The sequence below is a fragment of the Sphingopyxis yananensis genome, from assembly GCF_020687785.1.
In the GTDB taxonomy this organism is placed as follows: Bacteria; Pseudomonadota; Alphaproteobacteria; order Sphingomonadales; family Sphingomonadaceae; genus Sphingopyxis; species Sphingopyxis yananensis.
Genome location: NZ_JAJEWI010000007.1, coordinates 1 through 15869 on the forward strand (window position 1 = coordinate 1; position 15869 = coordinate 15869).

Genomic DNA, 15869 nt, shown 5'->3' on the forward strand with positions numbered 1-15869 from the left:
AAAAAATCGCTGGAAACTGGCCCGCTTCCCGCTGGGACGAACTCATGCCGTGGAACTGGAAACCCGAGCTGAAAACTACACGTCAAGCAGCATAAGCGCGGCCTGCAGAACTCGCTTACGGATGGCCAGCTAGCGACATGGCTGCGACGAATTCTTCCTGGCGTGGCTGCTGCAGGTGGCATGATCATCCCTGCCTTAATTTATCTGGCTTTTAATCGGGGGCCAACTGCGGTTGGATGGACTATTCCGACAGCTACTGACATTGCCTTTGCGCTAGGCGTTATCGCGCTTCTGGGAAATCGAGTTCTCGCCTCGCTTCGTGTATTTTTGGCAGCGCTCGCCATTATCGACGACCTTGGGGCGGTTTTGATCATCGAGCTGTTTTACAACGCTGATATAGCGTAGTTTGACCTTCTCGCCGCGAGTACCCCTCTTGCATTTTTATTCAGTCTTAATTGGTGCGGCACTCGGCATCTGACGCCATATCTTGCCCTAGGAATATTATTATGAGTTTTTATGCTGCGCTCCGGCGTACAAGCGACAATACCAGGTGTTATGCTTGCGCTCACGATCCCAGTGGATCGCACCCCAGCTAAGCCGGATGCCAATACGCATAGTCCTTTGCACCGCCTTGAGCGAGGTCTACATTTCCCCGTCACATTCCTAATACTCCCGATTTTTGCGCTCGTTAATGCTGCGATCCCGATAATTGGATTGCCCTCAAGTGCATTATTTACACCCATTACATTTGGTGTTGCTGAAGGGCTGCTGATCGGCAAGGTAATCGGCGTATTTGGCTTTGCGACGCTAGCGATTCAACTGGGGCTCGCGGATATGCCAGCGAACGGGGGGCGTATGCAATTGCTCGGTGTCGCCTTACCATGCGGCATTGGCTTCACCATGAGCATCTTTATTACGCTATTGGCATTCCCCGACAGCAGCTTGCTTCAGGTAGAAGCGAAAATCGCGGTGTTAGCGGGTTCGCTAGTCGCCGGTTCGCTGGGCTTTGTTATCTTGCGCATGGCAAAACCCGAATGTCCGCCTTCTTCATGTTGGATGGCTCACCAGATTATACGCAGCGGCTGAGCGTGAACTGATCAATGTGCGCATTCTCCCCATTATTCACTTCTATTTATTTTACGTGCAAATGGATCGTCGCGCAGGGATCTGCCTGCTGTTTCCGGCATATAGCGGAGGGCCACAAGGCCGACGAGGCACGCTAACATCATATAAAATGCAGGCATTAAAGGATTACCCGTGATGCTAATCAGACCGCTGCCAATCATTGGCGCAGTTCCGCCAAATAGCGATGTGGAAACATTATAGGCGATAGCAAATCCCGCAAATCGTACTGCGGTCGGAAACATTGCTGGAAAGGTGGCGGAGATCGTGGCCAGTTGTGGGACATAGAGCAAACCAAGCAGAATGAAACCGATCATCGCGCCCACAAATCCCGTTCCGATGAGTATATATAGCGGAGCGACGAGGATAAATAGGCTGATCAGCGACCATTTCCACATTGGCCGCCGGCCTACTCGATCCGATAGAGCCCCCGCGAAGGGGATGAAAAGCATCATGAAAACCATGCCAATAATGGGGATGAGCAGGGCCTGTTCGTCAGTTAGTCCGATGCGCCGCTGTAGATAGGTCGGCATATAGCTGAGGAGAGAATAGTTGACGACATTCAGCGCAACGACGAGGCCGCCGACGACGAGCAAAGGGCGCCAGAAATGGCGTGTGAGATAGCCAATCGTTGGTGGCTTTCTATGCTCCACTGCGGCCATTTCTTCGCGGAAGATAGGCGTATCTTCCATTTTTGAGCGCACGTACATCCCAATTAAGCCAATCGGACCGGCGATTAGAAATGGAATGCGCCAGCCCCAATCATGCATCGCATCAGAACCTAGATAGAAAGAAAAGAGCAGCATTAAGGTGGCACCAAATGAAAATCCCGCCAATGTGCCAAATTCTAGAAAACTGCCGTAAAAGCCGCGTTGATCATCAGGGGCATATTCGGCCATGAAAGTGGCGGCTCCGCCATATTCGCCGCCCGTTGAAAAGCCCTGAAGCATTCGGAAAAACACGAGCAGCGTCGGTGCCCAAAAACCAATATCGGAATAGGAAGGGATGAAACCGACAGCAACGGTTGCGCCAGCCATCAACAGGATGGTCATTGCCAAAACGGATTTGCGGCCAATACTATCACCCAGCGGTCCCCAGAAAAGCCCCCCAAGCGGGCGAACAAGGAAAGATATTGCAAAGGTAGCCAGTGCGAATAGGACGGCTTCTTCTGCTTCCCCTGGGAAAAGGGCTGCCGAAATATAGGTGACGCCATAGGCGTAAATACCATAATCAAACCATTCCACAGCATTGCCCAGTGCCGAGGCACCTACGGCGCGGTGTAATTGCGTCTTCTCTGATGAGGACAAATGTTCGGATGCGTTGATCGTGACGGATTTGTCCATGTTTCACCTATTTTTTCTGTTGGTGGTGGGTGAGCTTGAAGGCGCAATGCCAGCTGGATCGAGCAGCGAGGCAACGGGTGTCGTTCGCGGCAGAATTTGGAAATCCTGCTGCTCTGTGCCGGGAACGGGATCGCTGATTATCAGGCGCCAAAGCCCGAAGACCATCATGACGATGGCTATGATGGCGATGAAATAGAATAGACCGCCTGCGCCCGCACCCAATTGTTCCATTGCGGCAGCAGCGCCCAATGGCCCCAATGCGGCCCCAACGGAATAAAGAAGTACGAGTTGGCTGCTGGCTGCGACCCGTTCCGAAGATGTGAGCCGATCATTGGCATGGGCAACACACAGCGGATATAATGCAAAGGCCAATCCGCCAAAAGCGGCGCCCAGCAAAAAGAGCCACAATCCCTTTATTCCCATCCCAAGAGCGATGCTGACGATAAAGGTCGCCGCGAAACAGACAATGATGATGTGGCGACGATCGAAGCGATCAGATAATCGGCCTAGCGGCCATTGTAGTGCGACGCCGCCCAAAATGACAGTCGTCATAAAGTTTGCGGTGCTTTGCAGATCCAAACCGCTGCGCCGCACGAATATTGCCGCCAAGCCATAAAAAGCGCCTAGCATCAATCCCGTGAAACCCGCGCCCGCGACGCCAAGAGGAGATGCTTCAAACAAGCGGTGAAAAGGGAGAGAGGCCGCATCCTGCAATATCGGTGCGACGCTTTTTGTTAGGCATACTGGCACAATAGCGAGTGAAATGAGGACGGAAGCCATTTCAAACGGAATTTGCGGTGCGCTTTGCCCTGTACTAAGAAGAAATTGTCCCAAAGCCTGCCCAGAATAAAGCGCGATCATATAAGTAGCGAGAAGCACGCCGCGGGATTTACTGTCCGCGGACTCGTTCAGCCAGCTTTCGATGCAAATGAATATCCCAGCGACGCAGATGCCATCAATCAGTCGTAACACCCCCCATAAGGCAGGCTGGTCGACCAGCGCATAGGTTAAAGTGCTGGTCGAATGTAAGGCGACGAAGACAGCAAAGGCACGGATATGGCCCACGCGGCGAACGACGGAGGCCGCTTTTAGGGCACCCATGATGAGACCAATAAAATAGGCGGTTGCCACCGTGCCAATGACAATGGTGCTGCTGCCTCCGCGCTCTAGGCGCAGCGCGATGAGTGTTGAAAGAAAGCCGCTGCCCGCCATCATCACGAAAATCGCGATCAACAGGCTTCGGACGGGCAAAATGGCTTGTAGCATGATGGATATAGTTAGCGTCCTTAAGCGGCGCGCCGTTCCTTCATGATATGCTCCACATCTTCGATAAGAGCTTTGTGCAGCGCTCTGATGGCTTCGTCGAAATCATCGCTTGGAATGATGAATTGCACATCCACGGTGCGGATTTGATGTTGCAGCGCGTTGATTGCAATCCCGTGCGCCGTTAGTGCACGGAGTGCATCGGAGACTAGGTCCGGGCGAGAAATGTCACTTCCAATGGCCGCTACCATCGCCGCGGTTTCATGTGAAATATCTGCTTCTGGAAAGGATTGCTGCAATTCTATCAGAGCCGGTTGGACGGCCTGAGCTGTTGCCGATAAATAATGGGTGATGGTATTGGCGTTGGATGATTTGCTGACAATCGGCAGATTGTGCCGCGTTAAGGTGTCAAGAATGGCAGCATCATAACCTTTTACACCCACCATATTCTGGTCAAAGAAAGTGAAGGCCTGCATTTCACGAATGCCGGTAATGATCTCAACACGGGGCACTTCGGAAATATACTTGCTGCTCACTAAGGTACCGCTATCTTCCCGATCAAAGCTATTGCGGACACGCAACGGAATATCGGTTTGCCGAAGTCCGCGCGCTGCGCCGGAGTGGATTGCCTCCATTCCCAAATTTGCCAATTGATCGGCTACATCATAATTTGTGCGACCGATTTTATGGACTTTGTCTTCCCCGACGAGCTTTGGATCGGCGCTTGATAAGTGAAATTCTTTGTGAATTACGGCTTCGCGCGCTCCGGTTAAAACCGCTAAGCGTGAGAAGGTCATTTCCGTATATCCTCGTGCATAGCGGCGAACCATCCCGCCTTCACAGCCAGCGTAGCCGGTCACAATTGGCAGGACAGACTTCAGATCAATCGTCGCGAACACGTCGCTCAAGCGGGCATCAAGACTGCGCAAATCCTGTTGATCCCACAAGGTTAGATCAATGAAACGCGCATTCACGCCGCGATCGCGCAGCAACAAGGCTGTGCTGTGCGCGCTATGTGCCTCTCCAATACCAGCAAGCAATTCGCGAACCGTCATTAGTGCATCTTTCAGGCAAAAATGACCATGCTGGCGCAGGCGGGCTAGATCGTTGAGGCAGCTTGTCACCAATGCGATCCGTTCATTAACGAAAATATTGGCTTCTTCGTGGCTATATTTATCGGTGAAGATCGCGGCATTGCGTGCATGCATGGCCTGACGGACTTTATCCATCGCACCATGCCAATGCTCATCGCCTTCATTGGCCAGAAAGCGGCCATAAACACCAGGCAATCCGCTTTTCTTGTTTTCCAACAATAAGTCGGTCATGCCGCCATAGGCGGAAACGACAAAAATACGTTTATATAGCTCTGCCTCCGTTCGATCAGCGATCAGGATGTTGTCGAACAGAGCGTCCGTAGCGGACATTGATGTACCGCCGATTTTTTCGACGCTATGAAGGCTCATGCTGCGACAGTCTCCCTGATTGGTCCGCGCTGGATCGAAATTGGATCGGGCATTCCGCGTTGGGCAAGGAACCAAGGACGCGGTTTTTCGGTGCCAAATGGCTGCTCAAGTTGATTGCTTATGGCATTGTAAACGAGGAAGGCATTGGCGCGCGGAAACGGCGTAATATTGCCATTGGACCCGTGCATCAAATTGCAATCAAACAATATGACCGTGCCGGGCTTTCCCAGCGGCGCAATAATGCCATGCTCTTGCGCCAAATCGCCCAAGCTTTGTGCATCCGGCACGCCATATTCTTGTTTCTTAAGCGAATGAAGGTAATGATCATCCGGCGTTTCCCCAACGCAGGTTAAATAACGGCGGTGTGAGCCAGGGATCAGCATGAGGGGACCGTTGTGCGGCGTATTTTCGGCCAGTAGCAGCGACATGGATAAAGCGCGCATTCGCGGCATGCCGTCTTCAACATGCCATGTTTCGAAATCACTGTGCCAATAAAATTCGCGGCCTTTGAAACCTGGTTTATAATTGAGGCGCGATTGGTGAATATAAACATCATCATTCAAAAGAAAGCGCGCCACATCAGCCAATCGCGCGTCACTTGCTAAACGGGCCATCACAGGATTTTGGGTATGAATGTCAAAGATCGACCGAATTTCGTCGCTTTGCGGTTCCGTTACGATGGTGGCAGCATTCAGCGTAGACGGTGATGCCAAAAGCTGATGGGCAGAATCCTGAAGGAAGGCAATTTCCTCATCCGAAAAGAGGTTTTCGAGAATGAGATATCCGTCTTGATCAAATTGCTGGGCCTGCTGTGCGCTAATAGGGGCTTCGTCGTTCCAACGAGAGTACAGAACGGGATCCAATCTCGGGCGCATCTCGGGTGTAGATGCGTAGCGTGAGGGGTAAAAATCTTGCATAGCGAGATTCCCTTCTTTTCATAAATTATAGTTTAATCAGTGGGAACTGGCGCGCGGAGCATGTCAGGGTCAGCGGGATAGGCGCCTGTTTCATCATGCACTTCGCGGCCCGTCACCGGGGGATTGAAAACGCACGCAGTGAGAATGTCTGTCGCGGGCCGAACGATATGCCGATCATGCTCATTGAGCACATATAGCACGCCTGGTTCCAGCTTATGGATTTCGCCTGTTTCCAAATTTTCAATTGTGCCTGTACCCTTTAAAACGAAGACGGATTCTAGATGATTTTGATAATGCATCTTAAGCTCTGTGCCTGCGAACATAGTTGTAATGTGGAATGAAAAGCCCATTCCATCATCTTTGAGCAACATGCGTGCGCTGACCCAGCCATCCGATCGGATATTGTGTTCGGAGCTACGAATTTCATTTAAATGGCGGATGATCATTATAAGAATTTCCTTATTCGGCTGCGACGGCCATGTCGGCTGCGACGGCTTCACGGATTTGCGTTTCAAGAATGTCGAGGCCCGTTTCGAGCAGGGCATCATCGATGATGAGCGGCGCTAAAACTTTGATAACTTCATCATAAGCACCGCTTGTCTCGATAACGAGGCCCGCGTCAAAACAGGCTGCTGTGATCGTGCTTGCTAAGACGCCGGAGCCCACATTGACGCCGCGCATCATTCCGCGCCCTCTGGTTTCAAAACCATGCTCTGCAGCGATACGCGTAAGCCGCTTTTCTAATAACTCGCCTTTTCGGAAGATTTCGTGCTGGAAATCCGCCGAGTGCCAGAAGTGCCGGAGTGTTGCAGCGGCTGTGACAAAGGCGTGGTTATTACCACGGAATGTGCCATTATGTTCACCGGGGGCCCACCGATCAAATTCAGGGCGCAATAAGGTCAAAGCGAAGGGCAGCCCCATTCCTGACAGCGATTTGGCTAGCGTAATGATATCAGGAACGAAGCCCATATCTTCGAAGCTGAAAAAACCTCCCGTTCGCCCGCAGCCTGCCTGAATGTCATCGATGATGAACAACGCCCCATGGGCTTTCGCGATTTCGGCGATACGGCGTAGCCATGCCGGGGATGCTACATTCAGGCCGCCTTCTCCTTGTACAGTTTCAACGAGAATGGCGGCTGGAGCATCGAGCCCGCTTGAGGGATCACTCAGGCGTTGCTCCAAGAGATCGGCTGTGTTGACCTCTGCGCCATAATAACCGTCATAGGGTTCATGGGCGACATGGCTGAGAGGAACGCCAGCTCCGCCGCGCTTCCCCGCATTGCCGGTGCAAGCTAGCGCCCCCAATGTCATGCCGTGAAAGCCGTTGGTGAAGGCAATCACCAATTCGCGCCCAGTAACTTTACGTGCGAGTTTTATGGCGGCTTCTACGGCATTGGTGCCAGTAGGCCCTGTGAACATCACGCGATGATCGAGCCCGCGTGGCTTGAGGATCAGCCTTTCAAATGTCTCGAGAAAGTTCTCCTTGGCATCGGTATGAAGGTCCAGACCATGAGCAATGCCGTCGGCGGCGATATAATTCAGCAGCGCTTCTTTGGGGACGGGATGGTTATGTCCATAATTGAGTGTGGAGCAGCCCGATAAAAAGTCGAGATAGCGCCCGCCTTGATCATCATGCATCCAAACATCTTCGGCGCGGTTAAACTGGCGCGGCATAGATCGTGCATAGCTACGAACAGCAGATTCTCGCCGTTCGTAAATCGCCCTGTCCGGAATTGAGCCAGACGGATATGGTATCATATTCATATTCTTACCCCCGTTTGTTCTGGATTTTTTCGCTGCTGGCTGGGCGGATGACCGCCAAATATTCCGTGTTATGCGTTCCCGCGAAATGGATGTTTCGCTCGAACAAAGCACTGCGCTCAAGCGTTGCGCCCCAATCACGTGCGAGGCTGCGGAATAGGGCCCAAGAAGCCTGATTATCATCTGTGACCGTCGTGAGGAGGTGCGTAACGCCGCGCTGCGCGGGCCGTAAAAGCAATTCTGTGATCATCCGGTTTGCAAGTCGGCGGCCTCTACCTTCGGTTGCAACGGCAACTTGCCACACAAAAAAGGCGTCTGGATTAGAGGGCGGCCGATAACCGGATACCCAGCCCATGATGCGCTGTGAATTTTCCGCAACAATACAATGGTCTGCGAAATGCTCGCACTGCAAAAGATTGCAATAGCGCGAATTGCGATCCAGCGGCGGACATGCGGCAATTAACGTTGTGACGGCAGGGCCGTCCTTAGAGCGGGGTGGCCGGAACCGAACATCCGCCGATAGAGATGGCACGTTAAATTCCCTGTTTTGAAACAATGGTATCGCTTCATTGCAATTTTCGTCCTTTGTGTGACGATTTAATATATTTCATCTCCCGAAATAGATTTTTGAGCCTCACATATATGCAGCCCCATGATTCGACGGAAATCATAAGGAAAATGAAATCTCCTTCAACCCCGAATGGGAATTTTATTTCAAAAAATGAAATAAAATATTGTGTCGCCGTAAAAAATTAGATTTGGCAGATGTCTGAGGACGAGCTAGGATTTGGTATGGATTCAGAGATCGCCAATGCCACGTTGAAAGCGTTGCGCCGCGTCTTGCGCGCAACGGAGGGGGGCACGCGTAAATTGGCTGCCGCAACCGGCTTGACGCCGTCGCAATTATTAGTGCTTCGTGACATAGATTCAGGTCGTGACGTGACGCCAGGGTTTGTTGCGCAGAGGCTGCAATTTGGCCATGCGACAATTACAGCGATTGTCGATCGCCTTGTTGCATTAAAGCTGGTTACTCGCTCGCGTAGTGAGCAGGATAAGCGCCGTATATTGCTGAATGTTACGGAAGCTGGTCAGCAATGCCTCATGGACGCGCCGGATATGCTGCAAGAAATATTTGCTGTGCGCTTTGCAGCATTGCCGATGTGGGAGCAGGCGATGATCCTCGCTGGGACGGAGCGTTTAGCATATATTTTGGGAGCGGCGGATATGGATGCGGCCCCGTTATTGGATGTTGGATTAATCGATCGGGCTTGATCGACTGAATTGCATTTCATTTTCCCAATTGCCTCTGAACATTAGAGCATTAGAGCATATTGCTCTGCGCCCATGGGAGGCAAAAAAATATCTCCTCGCTTGCATCCTATCTGCGGATGAATAATCATTCTGCAACAAGAACCTAATGCGGGAAGCGCGTAAGTAAGGGAGCATTATGAACGATATCATCACGGCGTTGATGACCAATGATGCTCTTCAAGGTTTGATTTTCATTGTTGTCCTATTTGTTGTTTTTGCTGCAGAGCGCCTTCCGCCAGTGACCATTGCGGTCATTGCTGCGGCCGCGATGATCTTATTCGGCTGGCTTACGCCTGATCTTATCACGGCGGCCTTTGCAAACCCCGCACCGATTACCATTGCTAGTTTTTTCATTCTCTCGGGCGCGCTGGTGCGAACAGGTGCCGTAGAGACAATAACGAGTTTTATTATAAGGCGAGCGCGCCTATTGCCGCAGCGAACGATCGCGGGCGTCTTTGCAGGTGCGGGGATTATTCCTGCCTTCGTCAACAACACGCCGGTTGTTATGATATTGATCCCTGTCGTCACCCGCTTAGCGCGTGCAGTAGGGATCGCATCAACACGTTTGTTGATCCCTTTATCTTATCTGTCAATTTTGGGCGGAACGCTAACCTTGATCGGAACATCGACCAATTTGTTGGTTGACGGTGTCGCCCGCGCAAATGGCCAGCCGGGTTTTGGTATATTTGATATCACGGCAGTGGGCCTCGTTTCCATGACGGCAGGGGGCATCATATTGCTTTTGCTTGGTCCGCGCCTGTTACCAGACCGCCCAGATGGGAATGCAGCAGACCCGCACCGGCTGGATTATTTGACAGAATTGAGCCTTACCCCGCAATATCACGGCAAAGTGGGAAGCATTGCCGATCTCTCCTTCTTGAAACGGGATGCGGTTCGGTTGATCGCGGTTAAGCGCGGCGCAACAATTTTAAGAGACATTGGGCCATCTACATTGGTTGAGCGCGGTGATCGATTTGTTGTTGCGGCGTCTGCTGATGAATTGGATAGTCTTGCACGCAGCAAAACCGTTGTGGTTGGATTGCAAAATGTCGGCCACCAAATACGACTTGCTGAAGATGAGCGGACCAGTGACGTGCGCTTGGTCGGTTTAACAATTGCGCCGTCTCATCCAGCTATTGGTGGTCGCTTGGACCATATTCCATTCCTCTCAAATTTGCCGGCGCGTATTCTTGGCATTGGGCGCGCTCGGCATTTGCCTGGGCCTGATATTGCTAGCGTTCGCTTGCGGGCCGCTGACAGTTTATTGGTGGCCGCCGAAGCACCAGCCGTTGAGGCTTTGCATGGCAACATGCACCTGATTGCTGAAGATACCAGCCGTGTTCGGCGTTATCGCCGAAATCGCGCGCACGTCGCTATTTTAACGCTTGCAGCCGTTGTGATGTTAGCGGCGGCATCCGTGGCACCCATCCTTTCCTTAGCCCTAATTGGCGTAGGAATCGTCTTGGTAACGGGATGTATTGATCCAGCGGATGCGTGGGATTCTATCGACGGCAGCGTGCTGGTTCTAATTTTTGCGATGCTAGGTATCGGAAGCGGGCTGGAAGCGATTGGCACGATAGATCTAGTCGTTGACACAGTCGCGCCATGGCTTCGTGGTTTGTCGCCATTTGCGATCATTATAGTGTTATATTTTCTGACATCGCTTTTGACGGAAACGGTAACCAATAATGCAGTTGCTGTCATAATGACACCAATTGCCATCGCATTAGGGCAAGCCACACATCAGGACCCACAAGCCTTGATTGTGGCTGTGATGTTTGCAGCGTCTGCCAGTTTCGCAACGCCTATTGGGTATCAAACTAATACGATGGTTTATGCCGCTGCAGATTATCGTTTCTCTGATTTCCTGAAATTAGGGATTCCAATGAACATCGGTGTTGGAATTGCTACCTGCATTGCCATCCATTACCTCATTTAAACTGAATCCGACCTCTATTTGCTAGCTAAAGAATCGGGATAAAGGGGCTCGTTAATAGCAGTTAACGCGCTTTTATTCCTCAAAACCCGCCAGTCCGAAAACGGCCCATTAGCTGCCCCTTCGTCACATCGGAAGCCCCTTCCCCTGTAACTTCAAGGCATCCAGATAGTCACTCCACCATTGATACATGTCGACCCTCTCATTCCAATATTGGCTACGATTATAGATACGCCGAATAGCGTCTCGGTCGACATGAGCCAAAGACCGCTCAATGGCATCAGCACTCCACTTCCCGCTCTCGTTTAACATGGTCGACGCCGTCGTACGCAAGCCGTGTGCCGTGAGCTCCTCTGAGGAGTAGCCCATGCGCCGGAAAGCCTGATTGATTGTATTCTCGCTTAGCGGTCGTCGCGATGTATGAAATGCTGGAAGTATGTAACCGCTCGGTCCGGTCAGTTCATGCAGCTCTGAAAGCATTTGTAGAACTTGGCGCGACAGCGGGACCGCATGCGCTTGCCTCATTTTCATGCGCTCGGCAGGGATCGCCCATATCGCCGTTTCAGCACTAATCTCGTCCCATGTAGCTTTACGCAATTCGCCCGGCCGTACCATTAGATGAGGCAGAAGTCGCATAGCCATGCGCGTCAGCTGGTTACCGGAATAATGTTCTACCGATCGCAAAAGTTCGCCAACTGCACTAGGATCCAGAAGAGCGCTTCTGTGCTTTACGGTGGGAACAATTAAAGCCCCCTTCAAAACAGCTGTTGGGTCAGCCTCCGCACGTCCTGTTGCCACAGCGTAGCGAAATACTCGGCTAGCAAAGGAACGGCTTCGCCTTGCTGTCTCATATTTTCCGCGGGCTTCTATACGCTTTAAAGCAGACAAAACTTCGAGTGGCTTTAACTCGCTTACAGGAAGGGATGCGATCGGAGACAGTTGGTCCAGTATCCAGTTCGCCTTGACGATTGTTACATCGGCCAGTCCATCTTTGACCATCTTGTCAATATATTCGCGGGCTACGTCGCCAAAGCTGTTCGCACCGCGATAAGCGGCCACCAACTTGTCCCGCTTTCTTTCCGAGACTGGATCCAAACCGTCTTGAATTTGGCGCCGGGCATCGTCTCGCGCTCGGCGCGCATCCGCCAAGCCAACATCTGGGTAGCGGCCGATAGCTATACGCTTATCCTTCCCAGCCAACCGATATTTGAAACGCCACAACTTCGAGCCATTGGGATGAACCTCTAAATAGAGGCCCCGCTCATCAGCTTTCTTATAAATGCGGTCACGGCCAACAAGGGCGCGAATTTCCAAATCCCTGAGTGCCAAGGCATCTCTCCCAATTGATCATCGGGATTTGCCGCCGCTATGCCATCTGATAACGTCCTTTTCAGGTCCAGGGGGCCACCACAATTCATGATCTTGGTAATGGCCCAAACGATGGCCCTATTACCCCATGAGATGGCCCCAGATCCGATGGAACGCCACGAGACAAATCCAAGAACAAATTGGCAGTTTTCTGCCGTTTTGTCGATGGCTGCGAGATGTTTTGGGAATAGAAAATGGTGCCGCTTACAGAACTCGAAGACAGGATCAATACACTGATTTATATCTCTAAAACGATAAAATAATTTTTTGTTACCGCCAATCTGGCGACTACATTGGACTGCGGCGGTGGTTAGATCCCAATTATCGACGAAGCGTTACTATAGCAAGATGGGGCGTACGTTGATTAGCTCAATTTCCGACTTTTACAGTGCGAGCCTTACGTATGCTTGATCACCTAATCCATCTCCCTTTGCGAGATCAAAGCACTCGGGTGACCAGCCAGAACCGATACCGCCCCAATTCTCGCCGCAAGCAAATCCAACCGGCTGCAAAGTGTATCGCAGCTGAAGCCGTCCCATTCCATCAAAAGATGGATCTGTCCCCTTCTGAGTGCTCCAAAATATCATCAATTTTGGAGCACTCAGAAGGGGACAGATCAGCAGGAGTTTGACGGTTTAGGCCGATGACCAAGGCACTCATCGGTATGAGGGCGCGAGCATCCCTATCGCTGCAAACGCATGATCTGTTTGGCGGACTAAGAATTGTCCTTGCAGTGTCAAAATATGGAATCCCATATCCGCAGAGTCTTGATTGGTGGTCCGCGCGGCGGATGTCCGAGCGTGAAGGTCTCGATATCACAGACATCTGCCCGCAGCAGCAGGGCCACAGCGGGATCGTTGATACCGCCACCCCACTTTGGCCGTCTTCCCGCGGCGAGGCAACCTTCAGCAGTTTGCGTGCCAGCGCAATGCTGCCTTCGCGCGTTAAGCTCGCCAGCAAGCCATAATGACGGATGCCATGGCACATGAAGCAAGAAGCGGTGGATGAACTCATCAGCGCTCAGTCTCATTGTTTGGCGGCGCTCCGTACCGCTGCGGCGCTAGGGTCAGGCCCCATTGAAATGATCGACATCGTGCGCAGTTGACACACTAGAAAGAAATGTCATATATCGTCCGATAGATCGATAATCGCACATTTGTTCAATTGCGAATTTTAAGGGGAGAGGCACGTTGCCCAAGCCGCAGTTTATTTCACTTGTTTGCCGAGGCGCGTCGCTGAGCGCGTTGGTTTTAGCAACATTGCAACCGGTTTCCGCGCAAACCCTGGCAGGTTCGAGTGGTGATATTCGCGCGCAGACAGCAGATGATGAAAACGGGGCGAATGACATCGTCGTGACCGCGCAAAAGCGCAGCGAGCGCCTGCAAGACGTTCCAATTTCCATTTCGGCTGTGACATCTGATACGCTGCAAAAACAAAGCGTTATGCAGGTTTCTCAACTTTCATTAGCAGTCCCTGCTGTACGCATCGACTTCAGCGGAAACACGGTACAGCCAACCATTCGCGGCGTCGGTAGCGCCATCGCTGGGCCGGGCACCAATTCGAATATCCCAACCTATATTGACGGATATTATATCCCGAATCCTGTTGCGACCGATCTTGCTCTGATCAATATCGCTGGCCTCAGCGTTTTGAAAGGGCCGCAGGGCACATTATTCGGGCGCAACGCCACGGGCGGCGCGATTCAGGTAACCACCAAAGCACCGCAGCATGACACCAATATTCTCGCGCGGTTAAGCTACGCTTCCTTCAACCACATCACAGCGGGCGTTTATGGCTCGACCGGCCTGACGCCAAATCTCGCGATCGACCTTGCCGCCTCCTATGAATATGGTGACGGCTTCAAGCGCAATATCGTGACGGGCCAAAGAAATGTTGGCCAGTTCAGCCGCTGGTCCGTGCGGTCCAAGGCTCTGTGGGAACCAACCGACGGCGTCATCTTTACGCTCGCTTATGGCCACACCTATAGTGACGATCCGACACCCAATATGGTCAACGCCCGCAACGGTATGAGTGCTGGCGCGCTGATTCCAGGCAATGTGGTGGCCTCGGGTCGTCGGGACATGTCAAACGGCAGCCCCAATTATGATTATCTGACGACAGATGCCGTAACGCTGACCAGCAATTTTGATCTCGGTTTTGCCGATTTGACGTCTTACACGGCTTATCGCAAAGAAAGTGATGATCAGGGTTTTGATTATGATGCATCCCCCGCTTTCATTCAGGCGGCGAAATGGACGATTCCGGAAAAAACCTTCACACAAGAAATCAACCTGACATCCAAGGGCGGCGGTCGCTTCAACTGGGTGCTGGGCGCGTTTTATCTGTATAACAGCAGCGAATATCATTATAATATCGCGGCGGGTAGCAATGACTATAGCCGCCTGTTCGACAGCCGAAACAAGACCAATTCCTATGCGGTTTTCGCAGACGGCACCTATGAAGTGATGGACAAGCTGTTTGTTACGGTCGGTGGCCGTTACAGCATCGACAAACCCCATGTCGCGTTCAACCTGATGGACACGGTAATAGACGAAGGCGGCGCTACCTTTAAGAATTTCTCGCCGCGCGCCGTGGTACGTTATGAAATCAACCGTGGATCAAGTGTCTATGGCTCTTTCACCAAGGGTTATAAGTCCGGCATTCTGCCTGCGGCTTCCTTCTCGACCGTCGCGGTGGAGCCAGAAAGCATCGATGCCTTTGAACTGGGTTATAAAATTTCCCAAGGGCCGCTGCGCTTCAACCTCGCCGGATTTTATTATGACTATAAGGATGTGCAAGTTGCATCCTTCTTCGCGCAGGGTGTTTCCGTCGTGCGCAACGCCGCCAGCGCGGAAATCTATGGTGTTGATGGTGAACTCAGCTATGATGTGACGCCTGATTTTACCCTGTCGGCCAGCGCGGCTTATACCCATGCGGACTATAAAAAATTCCAGAACGCTATCGGCTACGAACAGGATCTTGACCCAAGCAGCCAAACATATTCGACGTTCCAACCCGTGAATGTTGATGCATCGGGCTTTCAGGTTCTGAGATCCCCTCGTTTGGCGTTTAATGTTGGGGCCAATTATGGCTTTAACTTGGCGAACGGCCGCATGGCGTTGAACGCCAACTATTATCGCACCAGCAAATTCTACTTCGATGCGGTGGAACAATTTGGCCAAAAAGCTTATGGCCTATTGAACTTGCGCGCGACGTGGACGGACCCGTCGGAACGGATGGATGTCTCTATTTTTGGCACCAACGTTACCAACACCAACTATATCACGCAGACGCTGCCTGATACGGTCGCCATCCGCCAAGCCTATGGCGAGCCTGCGGCCTTTGGTGCGGCACTGACCTTCCGCTACTAAGTCAAAAATGGCTG

General features: G+C 52.0%; 12 protein-coding genes and 1 pseudogene. 5 read left to right on the forward strand and 8 right to left on the reverse strand.

Annotated features, from left to right (window positions below; all coding sequences use genetic code 11):
- Nucleotides 1-162 precede the first annotated feature (162 nt).
- Nucleotides 163-1086 (forward strand): annotated as a pseudogene (gene nhaA / locus LKO31_RS07810) (Na+/H+ antiporter NhaA).
- Nucleotides 1087-1118: 32 nt separating this feature from the next.
- On the opposite strand, the gene LKO31_RS07815 reads toward nhaA, so the two are convergent.
- Genes LKO31_RS07815 through ectA form a run of 7 tightly spaced genes read right to left on the reverse strand, consistent with a single transcriptional unit; the run spans nucleotide 1119 to nucleotide 8425 of the window.
- Nucleotides 1119-2465: an MFS transporter gene (locus LKO31_RS07815; RefSeq protein ID WP_227689742.1), complete on the reverse strand. Its 1347-nt coding sequence runs from the start codon at nucleotides 2463-2465 to the stop codon at nucleotides 1119-1121.
- Nucleotides 2466-2468: 3 nt separating this feature from the next.
- A complete protein-coding gene (locus LKO31_RS07820) occupies nucleotides 2469-3731 on the reverse strand; it encodes an MFS transporter (protein WP_227689743.1) in 1263 nt (420 codons plus the stop codon).
- A gap of 20 nt (nucleotides 3732-3751) precedes the next feature.
- Nucleotides 3752-5191 (reverse strand): aspartate kinase, encoded by a 1440-nt coding sequence (locus LKO31_RS07825; RefSeq protein ID WP_227689744.1) that lies wholly within the window; start codon nucleotides 5189-5191, stop codon nucleotides 3752-3754.
- Nucleotides 5188-6108, reverse strand: a complete 921-nt coding sequence (gene thpD / locus LKO31_RS07830; RefSeq protein ID WP_227689745.1) for an ectoine hydroxylase — start codon at nucleotides 6106-6108, stop codon at nucleotides 5188-5190. Before thpD ends, LKO31_RS07825 begins: the two co-directional genes overlap by 4 nt.
- Before the next feature lie 32 nt (nucleotides 6109-6140).
- On the reverse strand, nucleotides 6141-6554 hold the full coding sequence (locus LKO31_RS07835; protein ID WP_227689746.1) for an ectoine synthase: 414 nt from the start codon (nucleotides 6552-6554) through the stop codon (nucleotides 6141-6143).
- Between the two features lie 13 nt (nucleotides 6555-6567).
- On the reverse strand, nucleotides 6568-7872 hold the full coding sequence (ectB, locus tag LKO31_RS07840; protein WP_227689747.1) for a diaminobutyrate--2-oxoglutarate transaminase: 1305 nt from the start codon (nucleotides 7870-7872) through the stop codon (nucleotides 6568-6570).
- 4 nt (nucleotides 7873-7876) lie between these two features.
- Nucleotides 7877-8425 (reverse strand): diaminobutyrate acetyltransferase, encoded by a 549-nt coding sequence (ectA, locus tag LKO31_RS07845; protein ID WP_227689748.1) that lies wholly within the window; start codon nucleotides 8423-8425, stop codon nucleotides 7877-7879.
- A gap of 236 nt (nucleotides 8426-8661) precedes the next feature.
- Here ectA and LKO31_RS07850 point away from each other — a divergent pair, with 236 nt between their 5' ends.
- Nucleotides 8662-9141, forward strand: a complete 480-nt coding sequence (locus LKO31_RS07850; protein WP_227689797.1) for a MarR family winged helix-turn-helix transcriptional regulator — start codon at nucleotides 8662-8664, stop codon at nucleotides 9139-9141.
- Nucleotides 9142-9316: 175 nt separating this feature from the next.
- A complete protein-coding gene (locus tag LKO31_RS07855; protein WP_227689749.1) occupies nucleotides 9317-11119 on the forward strand; it encodes an SLC13 family permease in 1803 nt (600 codons plus the stop codon).
- Nucleotides 11120-11242: 123 nt separating this feature from the next.
- Here the strand turns inward: LKO31_RS07855 and LKO31_RS07860 are convergent, their stop codons facing one another.
- On the reverse strand, nucleotides 11243-12445 hold the full coding sequence (locus tag LKO31_RS07860; protein ID WP_227689750.1) for a tyrosine-type recombinase/integrase: 1203 nt from the start codon (nucleotides 12443-12445) through the stop codon (nucleotides 11243-11245).
- Between the two features lie 682 nt (nucleotides 12446-13127).
- On the opposite strand from LKO31_RS07860, the gene LKO31_RS07865 reads away from it, so the two are divergent.
- Both LKO31_RS07865 and LKO31_RS07870 read left to right on the forward strand, forming a co-directional pair.
- Nucleotides 13128-13451 carry a hypothetical protein gene (locus LKO31_RS07865; RefSeq protein ID WP_227689751.1) on the forward strand — a complete coding sequence of 108 codons (324 nt, stop codon included), beginning with the start codon at nucleotides 13128-13130 and terminating at the stop codon, nucleotides 13449-13451.
- Between the two features lie 385 nt (nucleotides 13452-13836).
- On the forward strand, nucleotides 13837-15855 hold the full coding sequence (locus LKO31_RS07870; protein WP_227689752.1) for a TonB-dependent receptor: 2019 nt from the start codon (nucleotides 13837-13839) through the stop codon (nucleotides 15853-15855).
- Nucleotides 15856-15869 lie beyond the last annotated feature (14 nt).